This window comes from Ureibacillus sp. MALMAid1270 (assembly GCF_049202975.1).
Taxonomy (GTDB): Bacteria; Bacillota; Bacilli; order Bacillales_A; family Planococcaceae; genus Ureibacillus.
The window spans coordinates 54367-70284 of record NZ_JBMIRP010000059.1; the positions used below are offsets into that span (position 1 = coordinate 54367).

The window sequence follows — 15918 nt, forward strand, 5'->3', positions numbered from 1 at the left end:
TCTAAAAAGTTTGTTTTACAATTTTCTTGTTGTATTTCTATTAAACACTTTAACAGACTCAGTAATTTCTACGCAACAGTTTTTTTTATTTTCAATTAATTCTATTAATTTACTTATTGCTAAATATCCTAAATTCACTTCTGAAACACTACCAATAGTCGTTAGTTGAATTGATGCATGTCTACTTAAATCCACGTTATCTATCCCTATAATACTTAAATCTTCAGGTACTTTTAAACCTGTTAAAATTGCATTGTCAATCAAAAATAATGCTAATGAGTCTGATCCTGCGCATATTGCAGTGGGTCGTTTTTCCATTCCCATCAAGTTTTGAAATGCTCTATTGACATCATGCTTTGATGTATCAGTTTGAATAATATTACTTTTTGGAACTTGTACATTAAAATCTTCTAACGCTTTAAGAAATCCTTGGTAACGATTATTAAAAGTACTCGTTGATAACGGACCACCTACCCATGCAATATCTCTATGGCCAAGTTCAATCAAATGCTGAGCTGATAAATATCCAGCCATAAAATTATCAATTTCAACAAAATATCGATTATTTTTATGCTTACGATTGTATGTGATAAATGGAATATCCATGTTTTCCAATTTTTCAAATATAGGATCATCTATTAAAATACAAGACAAAATAATTCCATCTACTTTTTGTTCTGTCGCAATCGCATACGCTTCTGTAAGTTCTTTATCATTTACAAACTGTACATTAACACGATACCCTTTTGTATTTGCATAATTAACAATTTCAGTTGTCGTATCTACAAAGAATGGATTATGTAATGGTCCAGATAATAATACAATGGTATTCGTTTTGTTTTGTACGAGGGAACGTGCATTAGCATTGGGTACATAGTTTAATTCTTGAATGGCTTTCATTACTTTATCAATTGTAGGTTGTTTAACTAACTCAGGTGTGTTTAGTACTCTAGAAACTGTTGTCTGGGATACTCCAGCATGTCTTGCAACGTCTTTTGATGAAACCAAAGACAAGCCCCCCTTTTAAAACTTGATTTTTCCTCTTAACTATACATATTTTTTAAAATGGTGACTATTTTTTTATTGTATTTCATCCATTTTTTTGAAAGTATCAAAAAACCGCCACTTATTTCAATTCCCCATTTTGGAGGAAATTGAAATTTGCAGGCGGCTTATATGTGTTTATTTCATCGATTCTTCTTGTAATTCGTTTAACTCTTTTGCATACTTGTAAAAACTATTTTCGTCTTTCTCATCTAATGCTGTATCGATGAGGTGCTTTAACTCTTCAATACGTTGCATTCTTTGAATACGATTCAAAAACAAGTCCAAATAAATGTCATTCAACAATTTCTCAGATTCGTTCGCATGTTGATATTGTCCAACTGCCTTAAGAAAATCTGTGTATGAATAATATTTATCCATCGATATCACCCCGATTCCCTTTTTTCTATTATAAAAAAATAAATTTCAATTTGCAATATTTTCTGAAAAATAGATTTCTTTTAAGTTGTCAGGTTTTTTTCTAAAATAACATATTGAAATATGACAAGAATCATATTAATATGGTATTGAATTGGAAAGATTGTAAAATATTTCAACTGGAAAGGAGGGGAAATATAAATGAAAAATTTAAAATCTGTCAATTCATATCATTTATCTTTTAATTCATATTTAATTGAACCTATAGAACATGGGGACAAGCTCTATTCCCGCGTTTATGATAAGAGTGGTGAAGTCATTGTCTCAAGAAAGCCTCTCTACATAGTTCGAAAATCTTGTGAATTAATGGGTACTAAATATAATGCAGCACGCGAATATTCAAAAAAACTCCTTGGCGATGGTAAGCATAAATATCCAGTGATCATTGCTTATGATTACGGTGTTCCACTAGTATTCTTTCCAATTCTTTCTCCGTCATCTCCAAATAACATTTGGATTGGTCTACACAGCATGATTAACACGATACCGTCACCTACGAAAGATCAAATTACACTTGTATTGAAAGATGATCGAGAAATTACTTTGCAAGTACCGTTAGCTACTTTCAACTTCCAATACGTAAGAGCATCTATGTTACAGAAACAAGCTAGCAACCAACGTTTAATCATTCAAAATGACTTACTTCTTTAACATCATTTACATGCGAAAAATAATAATCAAGTAAATTTTCTACTCTATTTCGAAGGCGTATATTAGAATATCGTCTTACTTCCATCGCCTGTTGATAATGAAAAAAATACTCTGTAAATAATTCATCACTGTCTCCACGAACAACTTTTAACTGGTGATGTTGTAAATACGCCTTCGTTTTTTTCAAGTCTGCATGTGCCTTTTTCCTTGCCTCATCAATCAAATGAAAATATGGACGCTTTAACTTAAACTGCCCCACTTCAATTTGAGCATAATCCTTATCTAAAACCACAAGTAACATCGGTAAATAAATAGCCGCTTCTAAGTATGGGACAGCTTCAATGGGAATATGTGCCACTAAAAAACCCTCCTAAAAACAGAACGTTTGTTCTTATATTTTACAACAGATTATAAAAAATGCAACTTTAATCTATTTAACATGATGATTTTAGGTTGGGTTATTAATGATTAAATATGTAATCATGTACATTCTATTATATAGTCATTCGTTTAACCATTTTTTGCAGCATTGTTGAGGAGGATTAATTTTTATATAATTCGGGTTAACTAAAATGAAAAATGGGGGGTGAATTTGATGTGTGATATGGATCAAATTTTACAAGCCATATTAGAACTTTCCAAAAAGATGGACAGATTAGAGCTTAGAATGGATAAGTTAGAGGACAGAATGGGTGCTTTTGAAGAGCGAATAGAAACGTTATGAGGAAAAACTTGAGCGAATAAATGAACAAATTATCGTCATGGCAAGTGACAATATTACAACGAAAGCGGATATCCGTTTATTGAAAAAGAAAATGGGTATGTTGGATTACTAATCGTAATTTCTTGTGATCCTATGTAATAGAGGATTAAAGACATAAAAAAACAGCCTCCACTTTGCAATAGCACAATGGATGGCTGTTAATTGAATCAATATTAGTTGATTGAATTACCCGATTCGAGATCGTAAGTAAGCATTAATGAAACCATCTAAATCCCCGTCCATTACGGCATGAACGTTACCCGTTTCAAAATTTGTACGGTGATCTTTTACCATTGAATAAGGGTGGAATACGTATGAACGAATTTGAGAACCCCAACCAATCTCTTTTTGTTCACCACGAATGGCATCAAGTTCAGCTTGTTGCTTTTCAATTTCTAGTTGGTAAAGTTTCGCCTTTAACATAGCCATCGCTTTTTCACGGTTTTTAATTTGAGAACGTTCTGCCTGACAAGATACAACCACACCTGTAGGAATATGCGTAATACGAACTGCTGAGTCGGTAGTATTGATGTGCTGACCACCTGCACCCGTTGCACGATACGTATCGATTTTTAAATCCTCTGATCGCACTTCGATTTCAATTTCATTGTTAAATTCCGGCATAACTTCACAAGAAACAAAGGAAGTATGACGTCGACCAGCTGAGTCGAATGGTGAAATACGAACTAATCGATGTACACCTTTTTCAGCTTTTAAATAACCATAGGCATTGTGACCTTGGATTAATAAAGTTACAGATTTAATTCCAGCTTCATCACCAGGTAAATAATCCATCGTCTCCACTTTAAATCCGTGTTGATCCGCCCAGCGTGTATACATACGCAGTAGCATTGAACCCCAATCTTGTGACTCAGTTCCACCTGCTCCAGGATGAAGCTCTAAGATTGCATTGTTCTTATCATATGGTTCACTTAATAGCATTTGAAGCTCAAAGTTATCCATTTTTTGTTGGAAATCCGCTAATTCCTCGGCAAGCTCATTTTGTAAATCTTCGTCTGGCTCTTCTTTTAAAAGCTCTAGAGTCATTTCTAAGTTTTCTTGGGTAGATAGAAGATCATTGAATTCATTTACTACAGCTTTTAAACCGTTCGCTTCATTAATAACCTTCTGTGCAGCCTCTTGATCATTCCAGAAATCTGGAGTCAGCATCATCTCGTCAAGCTCTTGAATACGCTCCTCTTTGTTTTCTAAGTCAAAGAGACCCCCTGAAGTCCGCCAATTTTGAGGCTGTTGTTTCTAATGTATTTCTTACTTCTGCTAATTCAATCATAAAATAAAATCCTCCGTACTATATGAAATTGAGAGAACCGTGCCAAAATGCGTGGCAACGGTTCGAAAATGAATAAAGTAATGAATGAATCTAATCGCGTTTACGGGACATTTTTCCTGGGATTCTCCTAATTTTGTCTAGTAAATCGTTTTTTCTAGACACTTTTCCTTGGATTCTTTAAATTCTGTCTAGTAAATCACTTTTTCTAGACACTTTTTCCGGAATCTCACAATTTTTGTCCAGTAACCAATTCGCGTTAACAAGATTCTTATCCTGAATCTCTAAATTGTATGTTTCGATACTCACAATTACGAAACACTTAAATACCAAAGCCCAATCCTAAGACTGCGCCGCACCGTGACAGTTCTTGAATTTCTTACCACTACCACATGGGCATGGGTCATTACGGCCGATGTTTTCGGCTTTACGAACTGGTTGTTTTTTCTTAGGTGCTGCTTCTTCTTTTGGATTTACTGCTTGACCTTTTGCTACTTCTTCACGTTCTAAGTTGTTGCGAATTTGAGCTTTCATAGCGTACTTCGTAACGTCTGCACGGATGGAAGCAACCATGTCCTCAAACATCGCAAATCCTTCTTTTTGATACTCACGAAGTGGATCAGTTTGACCATATGCACGTAAATGAATCCCTTGACGTAGTTGATCCATTGCATCAATATGATCAATCCATTTTGTATCAATTGAGCGAAGTAAAATAACTTTCTCAAACTCGCGCATGCGTTCTGGAGTAAGCTCTTTTTCTCTCGCATCGTATTTTTTCTGAACTTCTTCAAAAATTAAGCTGATCATTTCTTCCGGAGATTTACCTTCAAGATCAGAGACTTTTACAACGCCTTCATCTAGTAGATTTCCATGAACGTACTCTTCAATTGCTTTTAAGTTCCACTCTTTTTGATCACCTTGAGTATGAACACCAATAATCGATTCGATAGATTCTTGAATCATTGACTCTACAAGCTCACGCACATTTTCAGATTCAAGTACTTCACGACGTTCTTGGTAAATGACTTCACGTTGTTGACGGATAACATCATCATATTGCAATAGACGTTTACGAGCATCGAAGTTATTACCTTCAACTCGTTTTTGTGCGCCTTCTACTGCTTTTGAAACCATACCAGACTGAATTGGTTGAGAATCGTCCATTCCAAGACGTGTCATCATCGCTTTCATTTTGTCTGAACCGAAACGACGCATTAATTCATCTTCAAGTGATAGATAAAATTGTGTAATACCTGGGTCCCCTTGACGACCAGAACGACCGCGCAGCTGATTATCAATACGACGAGATTCATGTCTTTCCGTACCTATTACAGCAAGTCCTCCAAGCTCTAATACACCTTCACCAAGTTTGATGTCCGTACCACGACCAGCCATGTTAGTAGCAATCGTAACTGCACCTTTTTTACCCGCATCAGCAATAATTTCCGCTTCACGTTCATGGTTTTTCGCGTTTAATACATTATGTGGAATTTTATATTTATCTAATAAATTCGAGATAATTTCAGATGTTTCGATTGCAACTGTACCAACCAATACTGGTTGACCAGCTTTATGGCGCTCTGCAATATCAGCCGCAACAGCTTTAAATTTGCCCTCCATTGTCGCGAAAATTAAATCTGGTTTATCAATACGCGCAATAGGTTTATTCGTAGGAATAACAACAACTTGCATGTTGTAAATATTACGGAACTCTTCTTCTTCCGTTTTCGCTGTACCAGTCATTCCTGATAACTTTTCGTACATACGGAAGTAGTTTTGGAACGTAATTGTTGCCATTGTCATCGATTCATTTTGGATTTCTACGCCTTCTTTTGCTTCAATAGCTTGGTGTAGCCCATCAGAATAACGACGGCCTTTCATTAAACGACCTGTGAAACTATCAACAATAATGATTTCTCCATCTTGAACAACGTAATCAACATCACGGTGCATTGAAGCATGTGCTTTTAAAGATTGGTTGATCGCGTGTAATAAACGTACGTGAGTTAAATCAAATAAATTATCAACACCAAAAGCACGTTCAGCTTTCGTAATACCACTTTCCGTTAATGTAACGCCTTTAGTTGTTTCGTCGTATGAGTAATCTTCTTCTGGAGTTAACATGCGTACAAATGCATTTGATTGAACATATAGTTTTGCTGTTTTACCAGCTTGTCCAGAAATGATTAAAGGTGTACGAGCTTCGTCGATTAAAATCGAGTCAACTTCGTCAATTACTGCGTAATACAATGGACGTTGAACACGGTCTTCTTTATAAAGAACCATATTATCACGTAAATAGTCGAACCCTAATTCATTGTTCGTCGTATATGTAATATCCGCAGCATAGGCTTCTCTTTTTTCGTCTTTTGATAAACTGTTTAAATTTAGACCAACAGATAGTCCTAAGAATTTATATAATTCACCCATTTGCGTTGCGTCACGGCTCGCTAAATATTCGTTAACAGTTACAACGTGTACGCCTTTACCAGTTAACGCATTTAAATAAACTGCCATTGTGGAAGTTAATGTTTTCCCTTCCCCAGTTTTCATTTCTGCGATATTACCGTCATTTAGAGTAGCTGCCCCCATTAATTGAACACGGAATGGATACATACCTAATACACGTTTTGAGGCCTCACGACAAACAGCAAACGCTTCGGGTAACATTTTTTCTAAAGTTTCACCGTCTTGATAACGTTGTTTAAATTCAGTTGTTTTTTCTCTTAATTCATCATCTGTTAACTTTTCCATTGTTGAAGCAAGTGCTTCTATTTGATCAACTATTTTTTCTAGTTTCTTAATTTCTTTTTTATTCGGATCAAAAATTTTACTTAATATGTTGGCCATAAAATTTTTCACTTCCTATATAGTCTCACTCTCCATTCTAACAAATAGTAGAGGGTGGGGCAAATATTGTTAGGCTTTGGGCTTAGGTAATTGGCTTTAGTTGTTCAAGTTCACAAATTCCGGGAAGCTTTTAATATCCATCATTTTCCTGTCGTATTGGTTGGAGCTCTAAAAGACAAATTTGGAGTGGAATGGCAATTCAACCACGAAGTTGCTGAAGGATAAATCATTTAAAATGACAATATTTATTAACCTATTCTCGTGTGAATAGGTTTTTTTATTGATTTAGAAGACTCGAACCTTTTTGGTAATGTGTAAAAAATTTCTAATTATTTTTTCCTATGAATCATATGCATTACTATAGGGATTTGCAATCTATTACGAGAGGATGGATCAATTGCAACTAAACCAGTTACAAGCATTTATTTCCGTAGCTGAATATTTAAATTTCACTGAAGCCGCAAATCGTATGTTTGTCACTCAATCCTCTGTCAGTCAACAAATTGCTCAGTTAGAAAAAGAAATAGGTGTACCATTATTCATTCGCAATAAACGTTCGGTTCAGCTTACACCAGCAGGATGTGTGTTTTTAAAAGAAGCGAAAGAAATCTTGCAAAAAGCTGATATTGCGATAGAAAAGGCACAAAGAGCGACACTAGGCTATATCGGTAAATTACGCATCGGATTTTTAGCTTACCCTGTGCGAGATATTTTGCCTAAGTTCATACGTAAGTTCAGTGAACGCTACCCTGAAATTGAGATCGAACTTAATCATTATAATGCCTCAACGTTAAATGAAAAATTAATGAGTAATGAGCTTGATGTTATTATTTCGGTTTCAATAGCAGTCAAACACCTAACGGGAATTGAGTATGAGGAGATTTTTTCAGTACCAAATTGTATTGTACTACACAATGAACATCCCCTTGCTAATAAGCAGTCGATACATATGAAAGATTTGGTCAATGAAAATTTTATCGTTCGTGATCATCAAGACGAGCCCTATTGGTTTGACCATACGATGATGATTTGCACGAAGCATAGCTATATCCCAAAGAAAATAATTCAAACGAAACGGATCGAATCTGCGCTAATGTTTATTGATGCAGGACATGGCGTTGGGATTTTCCCAAAATATATGACTATAAATGCTAGTCCTAATCTCGTATTTGTACCGATAGAAAATGAAGATCCCATTCAAGTAGTAATTGCACAAAATAAAATGAACATTAATCCATCACTAAATCTATTCCATGAAAAATTAAAGAAGGTATTAAATGAACATATTCTCGTTCATTTATAAAGGTTTTGAGCCAGGTTAGTTGCTGGCTCTTTTATTTGTTTCCCAACATATAATAGGCAGATGGCTCATGGGAGGAGAGTTGTATTAAAAATGGCAAAAAATCAAAAGTTTGTTACATATAGTTTGCTCACATTTTTAATATTAGTATGGGGTGTTAGCTGGCCGATCTATAAAAACGCGGTTCCCTATATGCCTCCCTTCCTCTTTGCAGGATTTCGCGCTTTCGTTGGAGGAATAATTCTTTTCCTCTTCATATTAAACCGGTTGCATCTGCTAAAGTTCAAGGAAAATTGGAAGTTTTATTTATTATCTGCCACTTTAAACATCACGTGTTACTTAGGAATTCAAACAGTCGGTCTCAACTTCCTACCAGGTGGTCTTTTCTCTGTTCTTGTTTATTTCCAACCAGTTTTACTAGGACTCCTCTCTTGGTGGTTCCTAAAAGAGAACATGACAATCCTAAAGATATTCGGATTAATTATAGGATTTATTGGGATTGTTTTTGTGAGCGTAGATGGTTTAACTCTTCATTTATCAGTCTTCGGGGTGGTTCTTGCACTTGCCACCGCACTTGGTTGGGCTATCGGAGTTGTCTATGTAAAGAAAAATAAAAACCGTATCGATGCTTATTGGATGATTGTTATGCAACTGATTATTGGAGGAGCGACTCTACTTATTGCGGGAGGCATTACAGAAAACTATCAAGAAATAGTTTGGAATACAGATCTCATTTTAACTTTAGTATGGGGCTCAACACTGGGCATGCCGATTGCACAATTTATCTATTACAAGTTAATGAATGAAGGCGAAGCGAGCAAAGTAGGCGCATTTACTTTTTTAGTGCCGATTATCTCCGTACTGATTAGCGCTTTATTTTTAGGAGAAGCAATAACGATGAAACTCTTTATCGGGATGATTCTTGTAGGTTTAAGTATTTACTTGGTAAATGTGAATTTCAGGCGACCACTTAAGTTGAAGTTGCGTAACGAAAAAAAGTGCCAAGAACAAATTTAGTGTTCCTGGCACCTTTTCATTAATTAGCGTATTGTAAAAGTTCTTTTTCGATTTGATTTACAACCGAATCTTCTTGATTCACTAATCCAATATAGAATTTACATTTTGGTTCAGTTCCAGATGGACGTGCACAAATCCATGAACCGTCCTCTAAAATGAACTTCAGTACATTCGAATTTGGTAACTCAATCGCAACTTCAGTTCCATCCGCCAAAGTAGCAATTCCAGTCTTATAGTCTTCCACTCTAGCGACTCTTAAACCAGCAATTTCTTTAGGTGCAAAAGCACGTAAATTCGCCATAATGGCACTTATTTTTTGTTGACCTTCTAACCCATCAAACGTAAGGGAAATCAGTTTTTCACGATATTGGCCAAACTTAGCATATAAACTATCCAGTACTTCCAATAAGGATTTACCTTCATTCATATAATAAGCTGCCATTTCAGCAGTTAATAAAGCAATTTGAACCGCGTCTTTATCACGTACGAAATCTCCAGCTAAATAGCCATAGCTCTCTTCATAACCAAACAGAAATGTATGCTCACCTGTTTCTTCAAAGTGTGCCATTTGTTCTGCGATAAATTTGAAGCCCGTTAATGTATTAATTGTCGTCACCCCGAAAGATTCTGCAACAGCAGCCCCTAACTCTGAGGTAACAATCGTTTTCACCATTGCGCCATTTGCAGGCAACGTTCCTTTTTCTTTCTTCGTCGATAAAATATAATGAAGTAACAGCGCACCTAATTGGTTTCCTGTTAATAAACGGTATTGATCATAGCCAGCTTCCTTCACTGCAACACCTAGTCGATCCGCATCAGGGTCTGTTGCTAATAAAAGTTCTGCACCAGTTTTATTTCCTAACTGAATTGCCATTTCAAAGGCAGCTTGTTCCTCTGGATTTGGGTATGGTACTGTTGGGAAAGCACCATCCTGAACTGCTTGTTCTTCAACAATATGAATATTTGTGAAACCAGCTTCTTTTAATCCTCTAACAGTTGGCTTTAGACCAGAGCCATGCAGTGGCGTATAAACAATGTTTAGATTTTTTTCGATATCCGGGCGTTGCATTAACCCCATTAAAGCATTGTTATAGGCATCATCAATTTTTTCTAACACTTCCGTACAATAACCAGAAGCTAGCAACTCGTCTTTCGTCATAGAACGGATCTCGAAAATATCCTCAACAGCATCCATATGGGAAACAATTTCATCCGCAAAAGCAGGTGTTAATTGTGCTCCATCTTCACCATACACTTTAAATCCGTTATACTCTTTCGGATTATGGCTTGCTGTAATCACAACTCCAGCAACCGCATGTAGATAACGAACAGCAAAAGATAGCTCAGGCGTTGGGCGACTTTCTGTAAATATGTATGATTGTATCCCGTGTCTTGCTAATACCCCAGCTGTTTCATAGGCAAACTCTTGTGAGAAATGTCGTGTATCATAAGCAATGACCACCCCGCGCACTTTTGCAGCCTCACCTTGTCCTTCAATTTGTCGTGCAAGTCCTTCCGCTACTAATCGGATTGTATGGTAGTTAATACGATTAGTACCAGCGCCAAGAAGACCGCGCATACCACCAGTCCCAAAAGGAACCGTTTGGTAAAAGCGATCTTCAATGTCTGATGTGCGATCTAAGATGGACTCTAGTTCTGATTTGTAAATCGAATCCGCATTTTCTAGCCACTTTGCATAGTAATTACTCATGAATATTCACCACATTTTCCTTTAATAGCTCTAACATTTTCTTCTTATAGGCTTCAACACCTGGTTGATCGAATGGATTTACCTCTAATAAGTTCGCACTGATGACACAAGCCTTCATAAAGAAGAACATTAAATACCCAACATGATACGCATCCAGCTTCGGAATACAAATCTTCATAACCGGAACGCCACCTTCTTCATGGGCTAGTACAACACCATCTTTAGAAGTTGCATTAATTTCATTCATCGAACGACCTGCTAAATAATTTAGTCCGTCTAAATCATTTAAAACAAAAGGAACTTCTATATCCTCTTCGATTTCATCAAAGTGAATGAGCGTTTCAAATAGAATACGACTACCTTCTTGAATAAATTGACCGATTGCATGCAAATCTGTTGAGTAAGTGACTGTTGAAGGATATAGGCCTTTGTGTTCTTTCCCTTCACTCTCACCAAATAATTGCTTCCACCATTCATGAAGTCTTTTCAAACGAGGCTCAAAGGAAGCTAGCAATTCTAATGAATACCCTTGTGAGTATAAATCAAAACGAGCGTTTGCGTATTGGTAAGCAATATTTGAATGGACATCGTCATTGTCGAAGTCTCTCTCTGCTTGTTGCGCTCCATCTAAAAATGCTTGGATATCAATTCCGCTTACAGCAATTGGTAATAAACCTGCTGCCGTAAAGACAGAATATCTCCCTCCTACTTCTGGAGGAATTGTGAACTGACGATATCCGCTAGTTTCTGCGATTTGTTTCAAAATGCCCTTTTCTGGATCAGTTGTTACAATAATACGATCTGCTGCCTCTGATCCATAACGATTTTCCATATATTCCTTCACAATACGAAATGCTAGAGCCGGTTCCATCGTTGAACCAGATTTAGATACGACATTGACATAAACACTCTTATCCTCTAAATAAGTAATGAGTTGCTTTAAGTAAGCACCACTCATGTTATTTCCAGCATAGATTACCTCTACACCATTGTTTGTACGGAAATAAGGCGTTAATGCATCAATGACAGCACGCGCTCCAAGGAAAGAACCCCCTACCCCGATCACAAGTAACACATTGGCATTTTCCTGAATCTCCACTGCCACCTGTTGAATCGCAAATAGTTCCTCCATAGAACAATTAACGTAATGCTTCATATCAGGAACTTCTACTATATGAAATTGTTCGGCGTTTTTTGGATAATCAAATTTCAGCATGATTTTACTCCTAAAAAATGCTTGCCCAAGTACTTGGAGCAAGCTATATTTTTATTACTAATAACTAATATAGTTATAAACGATAGATACGAAACTTTCAATAACAATATCTGCCTATACTATACACAAGAGTTGGAGGCAAGTGGTTTGGTAAATGAAAGCTTTAAGAGCTTCCCATTCAAAAACCACTCCTCTATAAAGATCAGGTAATGGATCCTATAATTCCTCTTTAATAAATGTACGCAAGTAATGACCTAATCTTTCTTTTAAATCTTCACGTTCAAGAGCAAATTCAATTGTTGCTTGGATAAAGCCAAATTTACTTCCGATATCATAAAGCTTCCCAACAACGTCTTGTGCTACTATACGCTCGCTATGGTTTAATAATTCAATCGCATCTGTTAATTGAATTTCTCCACCTACACCAGGTCTTGTTGCTTCAAGTGCTTTGAAAATATTAGGCGTTAACACATAACGACCCATAATTGCTAAGTTAGAAGGTGCATCTGCTGCTTTTGGCTTTTCGACGAATCCTTGTACCTCAATCGGTTTACCTTTTTCAATTTCATTTGCTGGATTAATCACACCGTATTGGTGAACAAGATTCATTGGCACTTCTTGAACACCTATGACAGATGCTTGTTCTTTTTCATATGTTTGAATTAATTGAGCTAATGCTGGTGTTTCAGCATTTAACACGATATCACCAAGAAGAACAGCAAATGGCTCGTCCCCGATGAAACGAGAAGCACAGTAAATCGCATCCCCTAGACCTTTTTGTTCTTTTTGACGGATATAATGGATATTTGCAAGATTTGTAATTTCTTGAATCTCTCTTAAATCATCCCACTTACCTTTTTTAGCAAGTAACTCTTCAAGCTCATACGTTTTATCGAAATGGTCTTCAATCGCTCTTTTATTACGACCACTAATAATAATGATATCTTCAATACCTGATTGAACTGCCTCTTCCACGATATATTGAATCGTTGGCTTGTCCACGATTGGTAACATTTCTTTTGGTTGTGCTTTTGTAACAGGTAGGAAACGCGTTCCTAAGCCTGCTGCAGGAATTACAGCTTTTCTTACTTTTTTAGTCATTTCAACATCTCCAATACGTAGATTAAATACAAATAAATTTAAGCTCAGTTCTAATTGTACTATATTATTTCTATTACAATCGTAAACATTCTATAAATTAATACTAGCATAAATACGAATATCTTCAATATTTATCCCTAGAAAATTGTAACAATTTGGATTTTATCGGATGTTTTTGTAAAAAATAAAACCTCTAATTTAGGAAAAGATGTCCCTAAATTAGAGGTTAGTAATATTTTATTGAGTTTCAATTAAACCATATTTTCCATCTTTACGTTTGTAAACAATATTTGTACCATTTGAATCGGCATCTGTGTAAATATAAAAATCATGGCCTAGTAAGTTCATTTGTAGAATAGCTTCTTCATCATCCATTGGTTTTAAGCTAAATTGTTTTGTACGAACGATTGTGAACTCTTCTTCTTCTTGGGCAGTTGTATCTCCTGCACTAACACCAGTTGCAAAATAAACTCCAGCTCCTTCACGTTCTCGGAATTTACGGTTCACTTTTGTTTTGTGTTTTCGAATTTGGCGCTCTAATTTGTCGACGATTAAGTCAACTGCAGCGTACATGTCATGATGACGTTCTTCTGCACGGAGTGTTACGTTTTTCATCGGAATAGTAACTTCTACTTTTGTTTGTTTGTCGTTATAAACCTTTAAATTGACATTTGCTTTAGCTTCAAAATCATCGCCAAAATAACGCTCAATTTTTTCAATCTTGTTTTCAACATACTCACGTATTGCTGGAGTTACCTCAATGTTTTCACCACGAATGTTAAATTTAATCATGTAAACTCCTCCTTTTAATCAAATTCGCCTTGGCGTACTTGAGCCCAGATTTTTCAGGCTAAAATCTGTTACAACCGCCTGTGGCCTAACTTCATCCAGTCAAAGATAGACTTAAACTGAATGGTGATAACCTTCATCAACATTTCACCATCATTAAAAGTATTAACATTTGGTAAATGAAGTTAACCTTATGTAAATATATTCTACATAGTATGAAGATTATCCTGCCAATCCTGTCGAAATCTTTACATTCCTTCACAACAAATTTCGTGTATTTGAAAGTTGGCTAATGACTTTAATGTGAAAGAACCTCTTTTCTCCTACGCTGCTTTAATTCATTGATGATTAGATCTACTATGTCTGGTTGGTCTATTAATTGAATTCCTAGTTGTTTCCCTTGTCCAAAAGGACTAGACCAAACAATTTCACCAATCGCATGAATATTTGTCACATCCAGAATGAAATCGACTTCAATTTGAACTGATTCATTAATATAATGCCCAATTTCGGCTTCCGTAAAAATTTTTATACCTCTTGGACTTAAATCTAGAATTTTACAAGGATGACTCTTTTGCTCTATTGCTTGTCCATCCTTACCTTGTATGACGAAATTGGCTTCAATTGGTTCGTTAAACACAAATCGAAAACCTTCTTGTCTCTTAAAAATCATGAGGTTCCCCCCAAAAATATAGTCAACTTTCTTACTTTTATTATCAATCTGTAGACGGAAAATGTCGAATGAAATCTATGATTATGGTGGAGTTTTTGTTTGGTGTGTTCAAGGATTTGTAATTAATTTTAGGAGGTAAAAATAGAATAGGTCGCGTTGGAAAATTATAATAAAGCCCTGAAGGTATTTCACCCTCAGAGCCTATGGGAATGTATAAAATTGTATTGTTGTTTAGTGACTAACAACAATTATACTAGTTAATAATTATTGCTAGGGTGTGATTTTGAATGTTGTATAAATTGGTTCTACTTTTTTTTATCATAAAAAGTTCCATCTTTATAAACCTTACTATACGGGTCCAAATAAGCATGTAATGAATCTTTTTTCTTTTTATGTGTTTGCATGTCTTTTCGAATAGCATTTAAAAATATTTTTAGTTTTGTATCAAGTAATTTTTCATATTCCACAAGAGATTTCCCAAAATTGTTCTCATCATCTGAAAATGGTGGAAGTATTAATGGTTGTAATTCATCTCGCTTATTAAGCAATTCTTCTACCTGTTTAATAACATCTTCCCGTAATTTTTCACTTCCAAGTTCCACTAGTTGAATGAGTTCATCAGTCGTTTGTTTCCATACTAGTAAACTCTCTCGAATCATTTATACTTCCCCTGTTGTGCCAAATTGTTGCTGACGATTGATTTGAATAACTTGCTTCCACGTATCACGAAATTCAGTTGTTAAATTCATTACTTCATCTATTAATTCAATTTTATTTTGTATGTTTGCTTCAATTAATTGGTGGATCATATATTCATATAATGCCATCATGTTTTTAGATACAGGGATTGACATGTCTAGAGTTACCATTAATTCGCGAATAATATTTTGAGCTTTTTGGATATTTGTATTTTTAAGTTGAATATCTTTTGTTTCGATACCTTTTTTTGCCTGATTTAATAATTTTAAACAGCCATTATATAACATTAGTGTTAATTCCCCTGGTGAAGATTGGGTAACACTATTTTCTTGATAGGCCTTATATGGATTATTGATAGCCATAGGAACACTCCTC

The 15918-nt window shown here is 35.6% G+C and carries 16 protein-coding genes; 4 read left to right on the forward strand and 12 right to left on the reverse strand.

What is annotated here, in order from left to right:
* Positions 1-15: 15 nt before the first annotated feature.
* Complete coding sequence (locus ACOQFO_RS07525; protein ID WP_421689069.1) at positions 16-1008, reverse strand: LacI family DNA-binding transcriptional regulator; 993 nt, start codon at positions 1006-1008, stop codon at positions 16-18.
* Between the two features lie 174 nt (positions 1009-1182).
* Entirely contained in the window at positions 1183-1425 is a 243-nt protein-coding gene (locus ACOQFO_RS07530; protein WP_421689070.1) for an IDEAL domain-containing protein, read from the reverse strand.
* 198 nt (positions 1426-1623) lie between these two features.
* Here ACOQFO_RS07530 and ACOQFO_RS07535 point away from each other — a divergent pair, with 198 nt between their 5' ends.
* A complete protein-coding gene (locus ACOQFO_RS07535; protein ID WP_421689071.1) occupies positions 1624-2133 on the forward strand; it encodes a competence protein ComK in 510 nt (169 codons plus the stop codon).
* Here ACOQFO_RS07535 and ACOQFO_RS07540 read toward each other — a convergent pair.
* Positions 2108-2491, reverse strand: a complete 384-nt coding sequence (locus tag ACOQFO_RS07540) for a hypothetical protein (RefSeq protein ID WP_421689072.1) — start codon at positions 2489-2491, stop codon at positions 2108-2110. The two genes, ACOQFO_RS07535 and ACOQFO_RS07540, sit on opposite strands and share 26 nt — an antisense overlap.
* Positions 2492-2728: 237 nt before the next feature.
* On the opposite strand from ACOQFO_RS07540, the gene ACOQFO_RS07545 reads away from it, so the two are divergent.
* Positions 2729-2857 carry a hypothetical protein gene (locus ACOQFO_RS07545; RefSeq protein WP_421689073.1) on the forward strand — a complete coding sequence of 43 codons (129 nt, stop codon included), beginning with the start codon at positions 2729-2731 and terminating at the stop codon, positions 2855-2857.
* A gap of 225 nt (positions 2858-3082) precedes the next feature.
* Here the strand turns inward: ACOQFO_RS07545 and prfB are convergent.
* Both prfB and secA read right to left on the reverse strand, forming a co-directional pair.
* Positions 3083-4184, reverse strand: a protein-coding gene (gene prfB / locus ACOQFO_RS07550; RefSeq protein WP_421689139.1) for a peptide chain release factor 2 whose coding sequence is annotated in 2 segments (ribosomal slippage) — positions 3083-4111 and positions 4113-4184 — 1101 coding nt in all. Because the reading frame shifts where the segments join, the coding sequence is not laid out codon by codon here.
* A gap of 342 nt (positions 4185-4526) precedes the next feature.
* Entirely contained in the window at positions 4527-7037 is a 2511-nt protein-coding gene (gene secA, locus ACOQFO_RS07555; protein ID WP_421689074.1) for a preprotein translocase subunit SecA, read from the reverse strand.
* Between the two features lie 388 nt (positions 7038-7425).
* On the opposite strand from secA, the gene ACOQFO_RS07560 reads away from it, so the two are divergent.
* Both ACOQFO_RS07560 and ACOQFO_RS07565 read left to right on the forward strand, forming a co-directional pair.
* Positions 7426-8340 (forward strand): LysR family transcriptional regulator, encoded by a 915-nt coding sequence (locus tag ACOQFO_RS07560; RefSeq protein ID WP_421689075.1) that lies wholly within the window; start codon positions 7426-7428, stop codon positions 8338-8340.
* A gap of 90 nt (positions 8341-8430) precedes the next feature.
* Positions 8431-9354, forward strand: coding sequence for a DMT family transporter (locus tag ACOQFO_RS07565; RefSeq protein ID WP_421689076.1), 924 nt, complete (start codon positions 8431-8433; stop codon positions 9352-9354).
* Between the two features lie 19 nt (positions 9355-9373).
* On the opposite strand, the gene ACOQFO_RS07570 is transcribed toward ACOQFO_RS07565, so the two are convergent.
* The 7 genes from ACOQFO_RS07570 to fliS form a co-directional block, all read right to left on the reverse strand.
* Entirely contained in the window at positions 9374-11065 is a 1692-nt protein-coding gene (locus ACOQFO_RS07570; RefSeq protein WP_421689077.1) for a phospho-sugar mutase, read from the reverse strand.
* On the reverse strand, positions 11058-12281 hold the full coding sequence (locus tag ACOQFO_RS07575) for a glucose-6-phosphate isomerase (protein ID WP_421689078.1): 1224 nt from the start codon (positions 12279-12281) through the stop codon (positions 11058-11060). The genes ACOQFO_RS07570 and ACOQFO_RS07575 overlap by 8 nt, the downstream gene beginning before the upstream one ends.
* Before the next feature lie 216 nt (positions 12282-12497).
* Positions 12498-13382 (reverse strand): UTP--glucose-1-phosphate uridylyltransferase GalU, encoded by an 885-nt coding sequence (galU, locus tag ACOQFO_RS07580; protein ID WP_421689079.1) that lies wholly within the window; start codon positions 13380-13382, stop codon positions 12498-12500.
* A gap of 237 nt (positions 13383-13619) precedes the next feature.
* Complete coding sequence (hpf, locus tag ACOQFO_RS07585; protein WP_421689080.1) at positions 13620-14174, reverse strand: ribosome hibernation-promoting factor, HPF/YfiA family; 555 nt, start codon at positions 14172-14174, stop codon at positions 13620-13622.
* Between the two features lie 295 nt (positions 14175-14469).
* The gene (locus ACOQFO_RS07590) at positions 14470-14844 is read right to left on the reverse strand and encodes a PilZ domain-containing protein (RefSeq protein ID WP_421689081.1); all 375 of its coding nucleotides are present in this window, start codon (positions 14842-14844) and stop codon (positions 14470-14472) included.
* Between the two features lie 305 nt (positions 14845-15149).
* On the reverse strand, positions 15150-15503 hold the full coding sequence (locus tag ACOQFO_RS07595; protein ID WP_421689082.1) for a flagellar assembly protein FliT: 354 nt from the start codon (positions 15501-15503) through the stop codon (positions 15150-15152).
* Positions 15504-15905 (reverse strand): flagellar export chaperone FliS, encoded by a 402-nt coding sequence (gene fliS / locus ACOQFO_RS07600; RefSeq protein ID WP_421689083.1) that lies wholly within the window; start codon positions 15903-15905, stop codon positions 15504-15506.
* Positions 15906-15918 lie beyond the last annotated feature (13 nt).

Bases quoted from the DNA above. Each gene is read 5' to 3' on its own strand.
- ACOQFO_RS07530 (WP_421689070.1), bottom strand. From the start codon at position 1,425: ATGGATAAATATTATTCATACACAGATTTTCTTAAGGCAGTTGGACAA.
- ACOQFO_RS07535 (WP_421689071.1), top strand. From the start codon at position 1,624: ATGAAAAATTTAAAATCTGTCAATTCATATCATTTATCTTTTAATTCA.
- ACOQFO_RS07545 (WP_421689073.1), top strand. From the start codon at position 2,729: ATGTGTGATATGGATCAAATTTTACAAGCCATATTAGAACTTTCCAAA.
- secA (WP_421689074.1), bottom strand. From the start codon at position 7,037: ATGGCCAACATATTAAGTAAAATTTTTGATCCGAATAAAAAAGAAATT.
- ACOQFO_RS07560 (WP_421689075.1), top strand. From the start codon at position 7,426: ATGGATCAATTGCAACTAAACCAGTTACAAGCATTTATTTCCGTAGCT.
- ACOQFO_RS07565 (WP_421689076.1), top strand. From the start codon at position 8,431: ATGGCAAAAAATCAAAAGTTTGTTACATATAGTTTGCTCACATTTTTA.
- ACOQFO_RS07570 (WP_421689077.1), bottom strand. From the start codon at position 11,065: ATGAGTAATTACTATGCAAAGTGGCTAGAAAATGCGGATTCGATTTAC.
- ACOQFO_RS07575 (WP_421689078.1), bottom strand. From the start codon at position 12,281: ATGCTGAAATTTGATTATCCAAAAAACGCCGAACAATTTCATATAGTA.
- galU (WP_421689079.1), bottom strand. From the start codon at position 13,382: ATGACTAAAAAAGTAAGAAAAGCTGTAATTCCTGCAGCAGGCTTAGGA.
- hpf (WP_421689080.1), bottom strand. From the start codon at position 14,174: ATGATTAAATTTAACATTCGTGGTGAAAACATTGAGGTAACTCCAGCA.
- ACOQFO_RS07590 (WP_421689081.1), bottom strand. From the start codon at position 14,844: ATGATTTTTAAGAGACAAGAAGGTTTTCGATTTGTGTTTAACGAACCA.
- ACOQFO_RS07595 (WP_421689082.1), bottom strand. From the start codon at position 15,503: ATGATTCGAGAGAGTTTACTAGTATGGAAACAAACGACTGATGAACTC.
- fliS (WP_421689083.1), bottom strand. From the start codon at position 15,905: ATGGCTATCAATAATCCATATAAGGCCTATCAAGAAAATAGTGTTACC.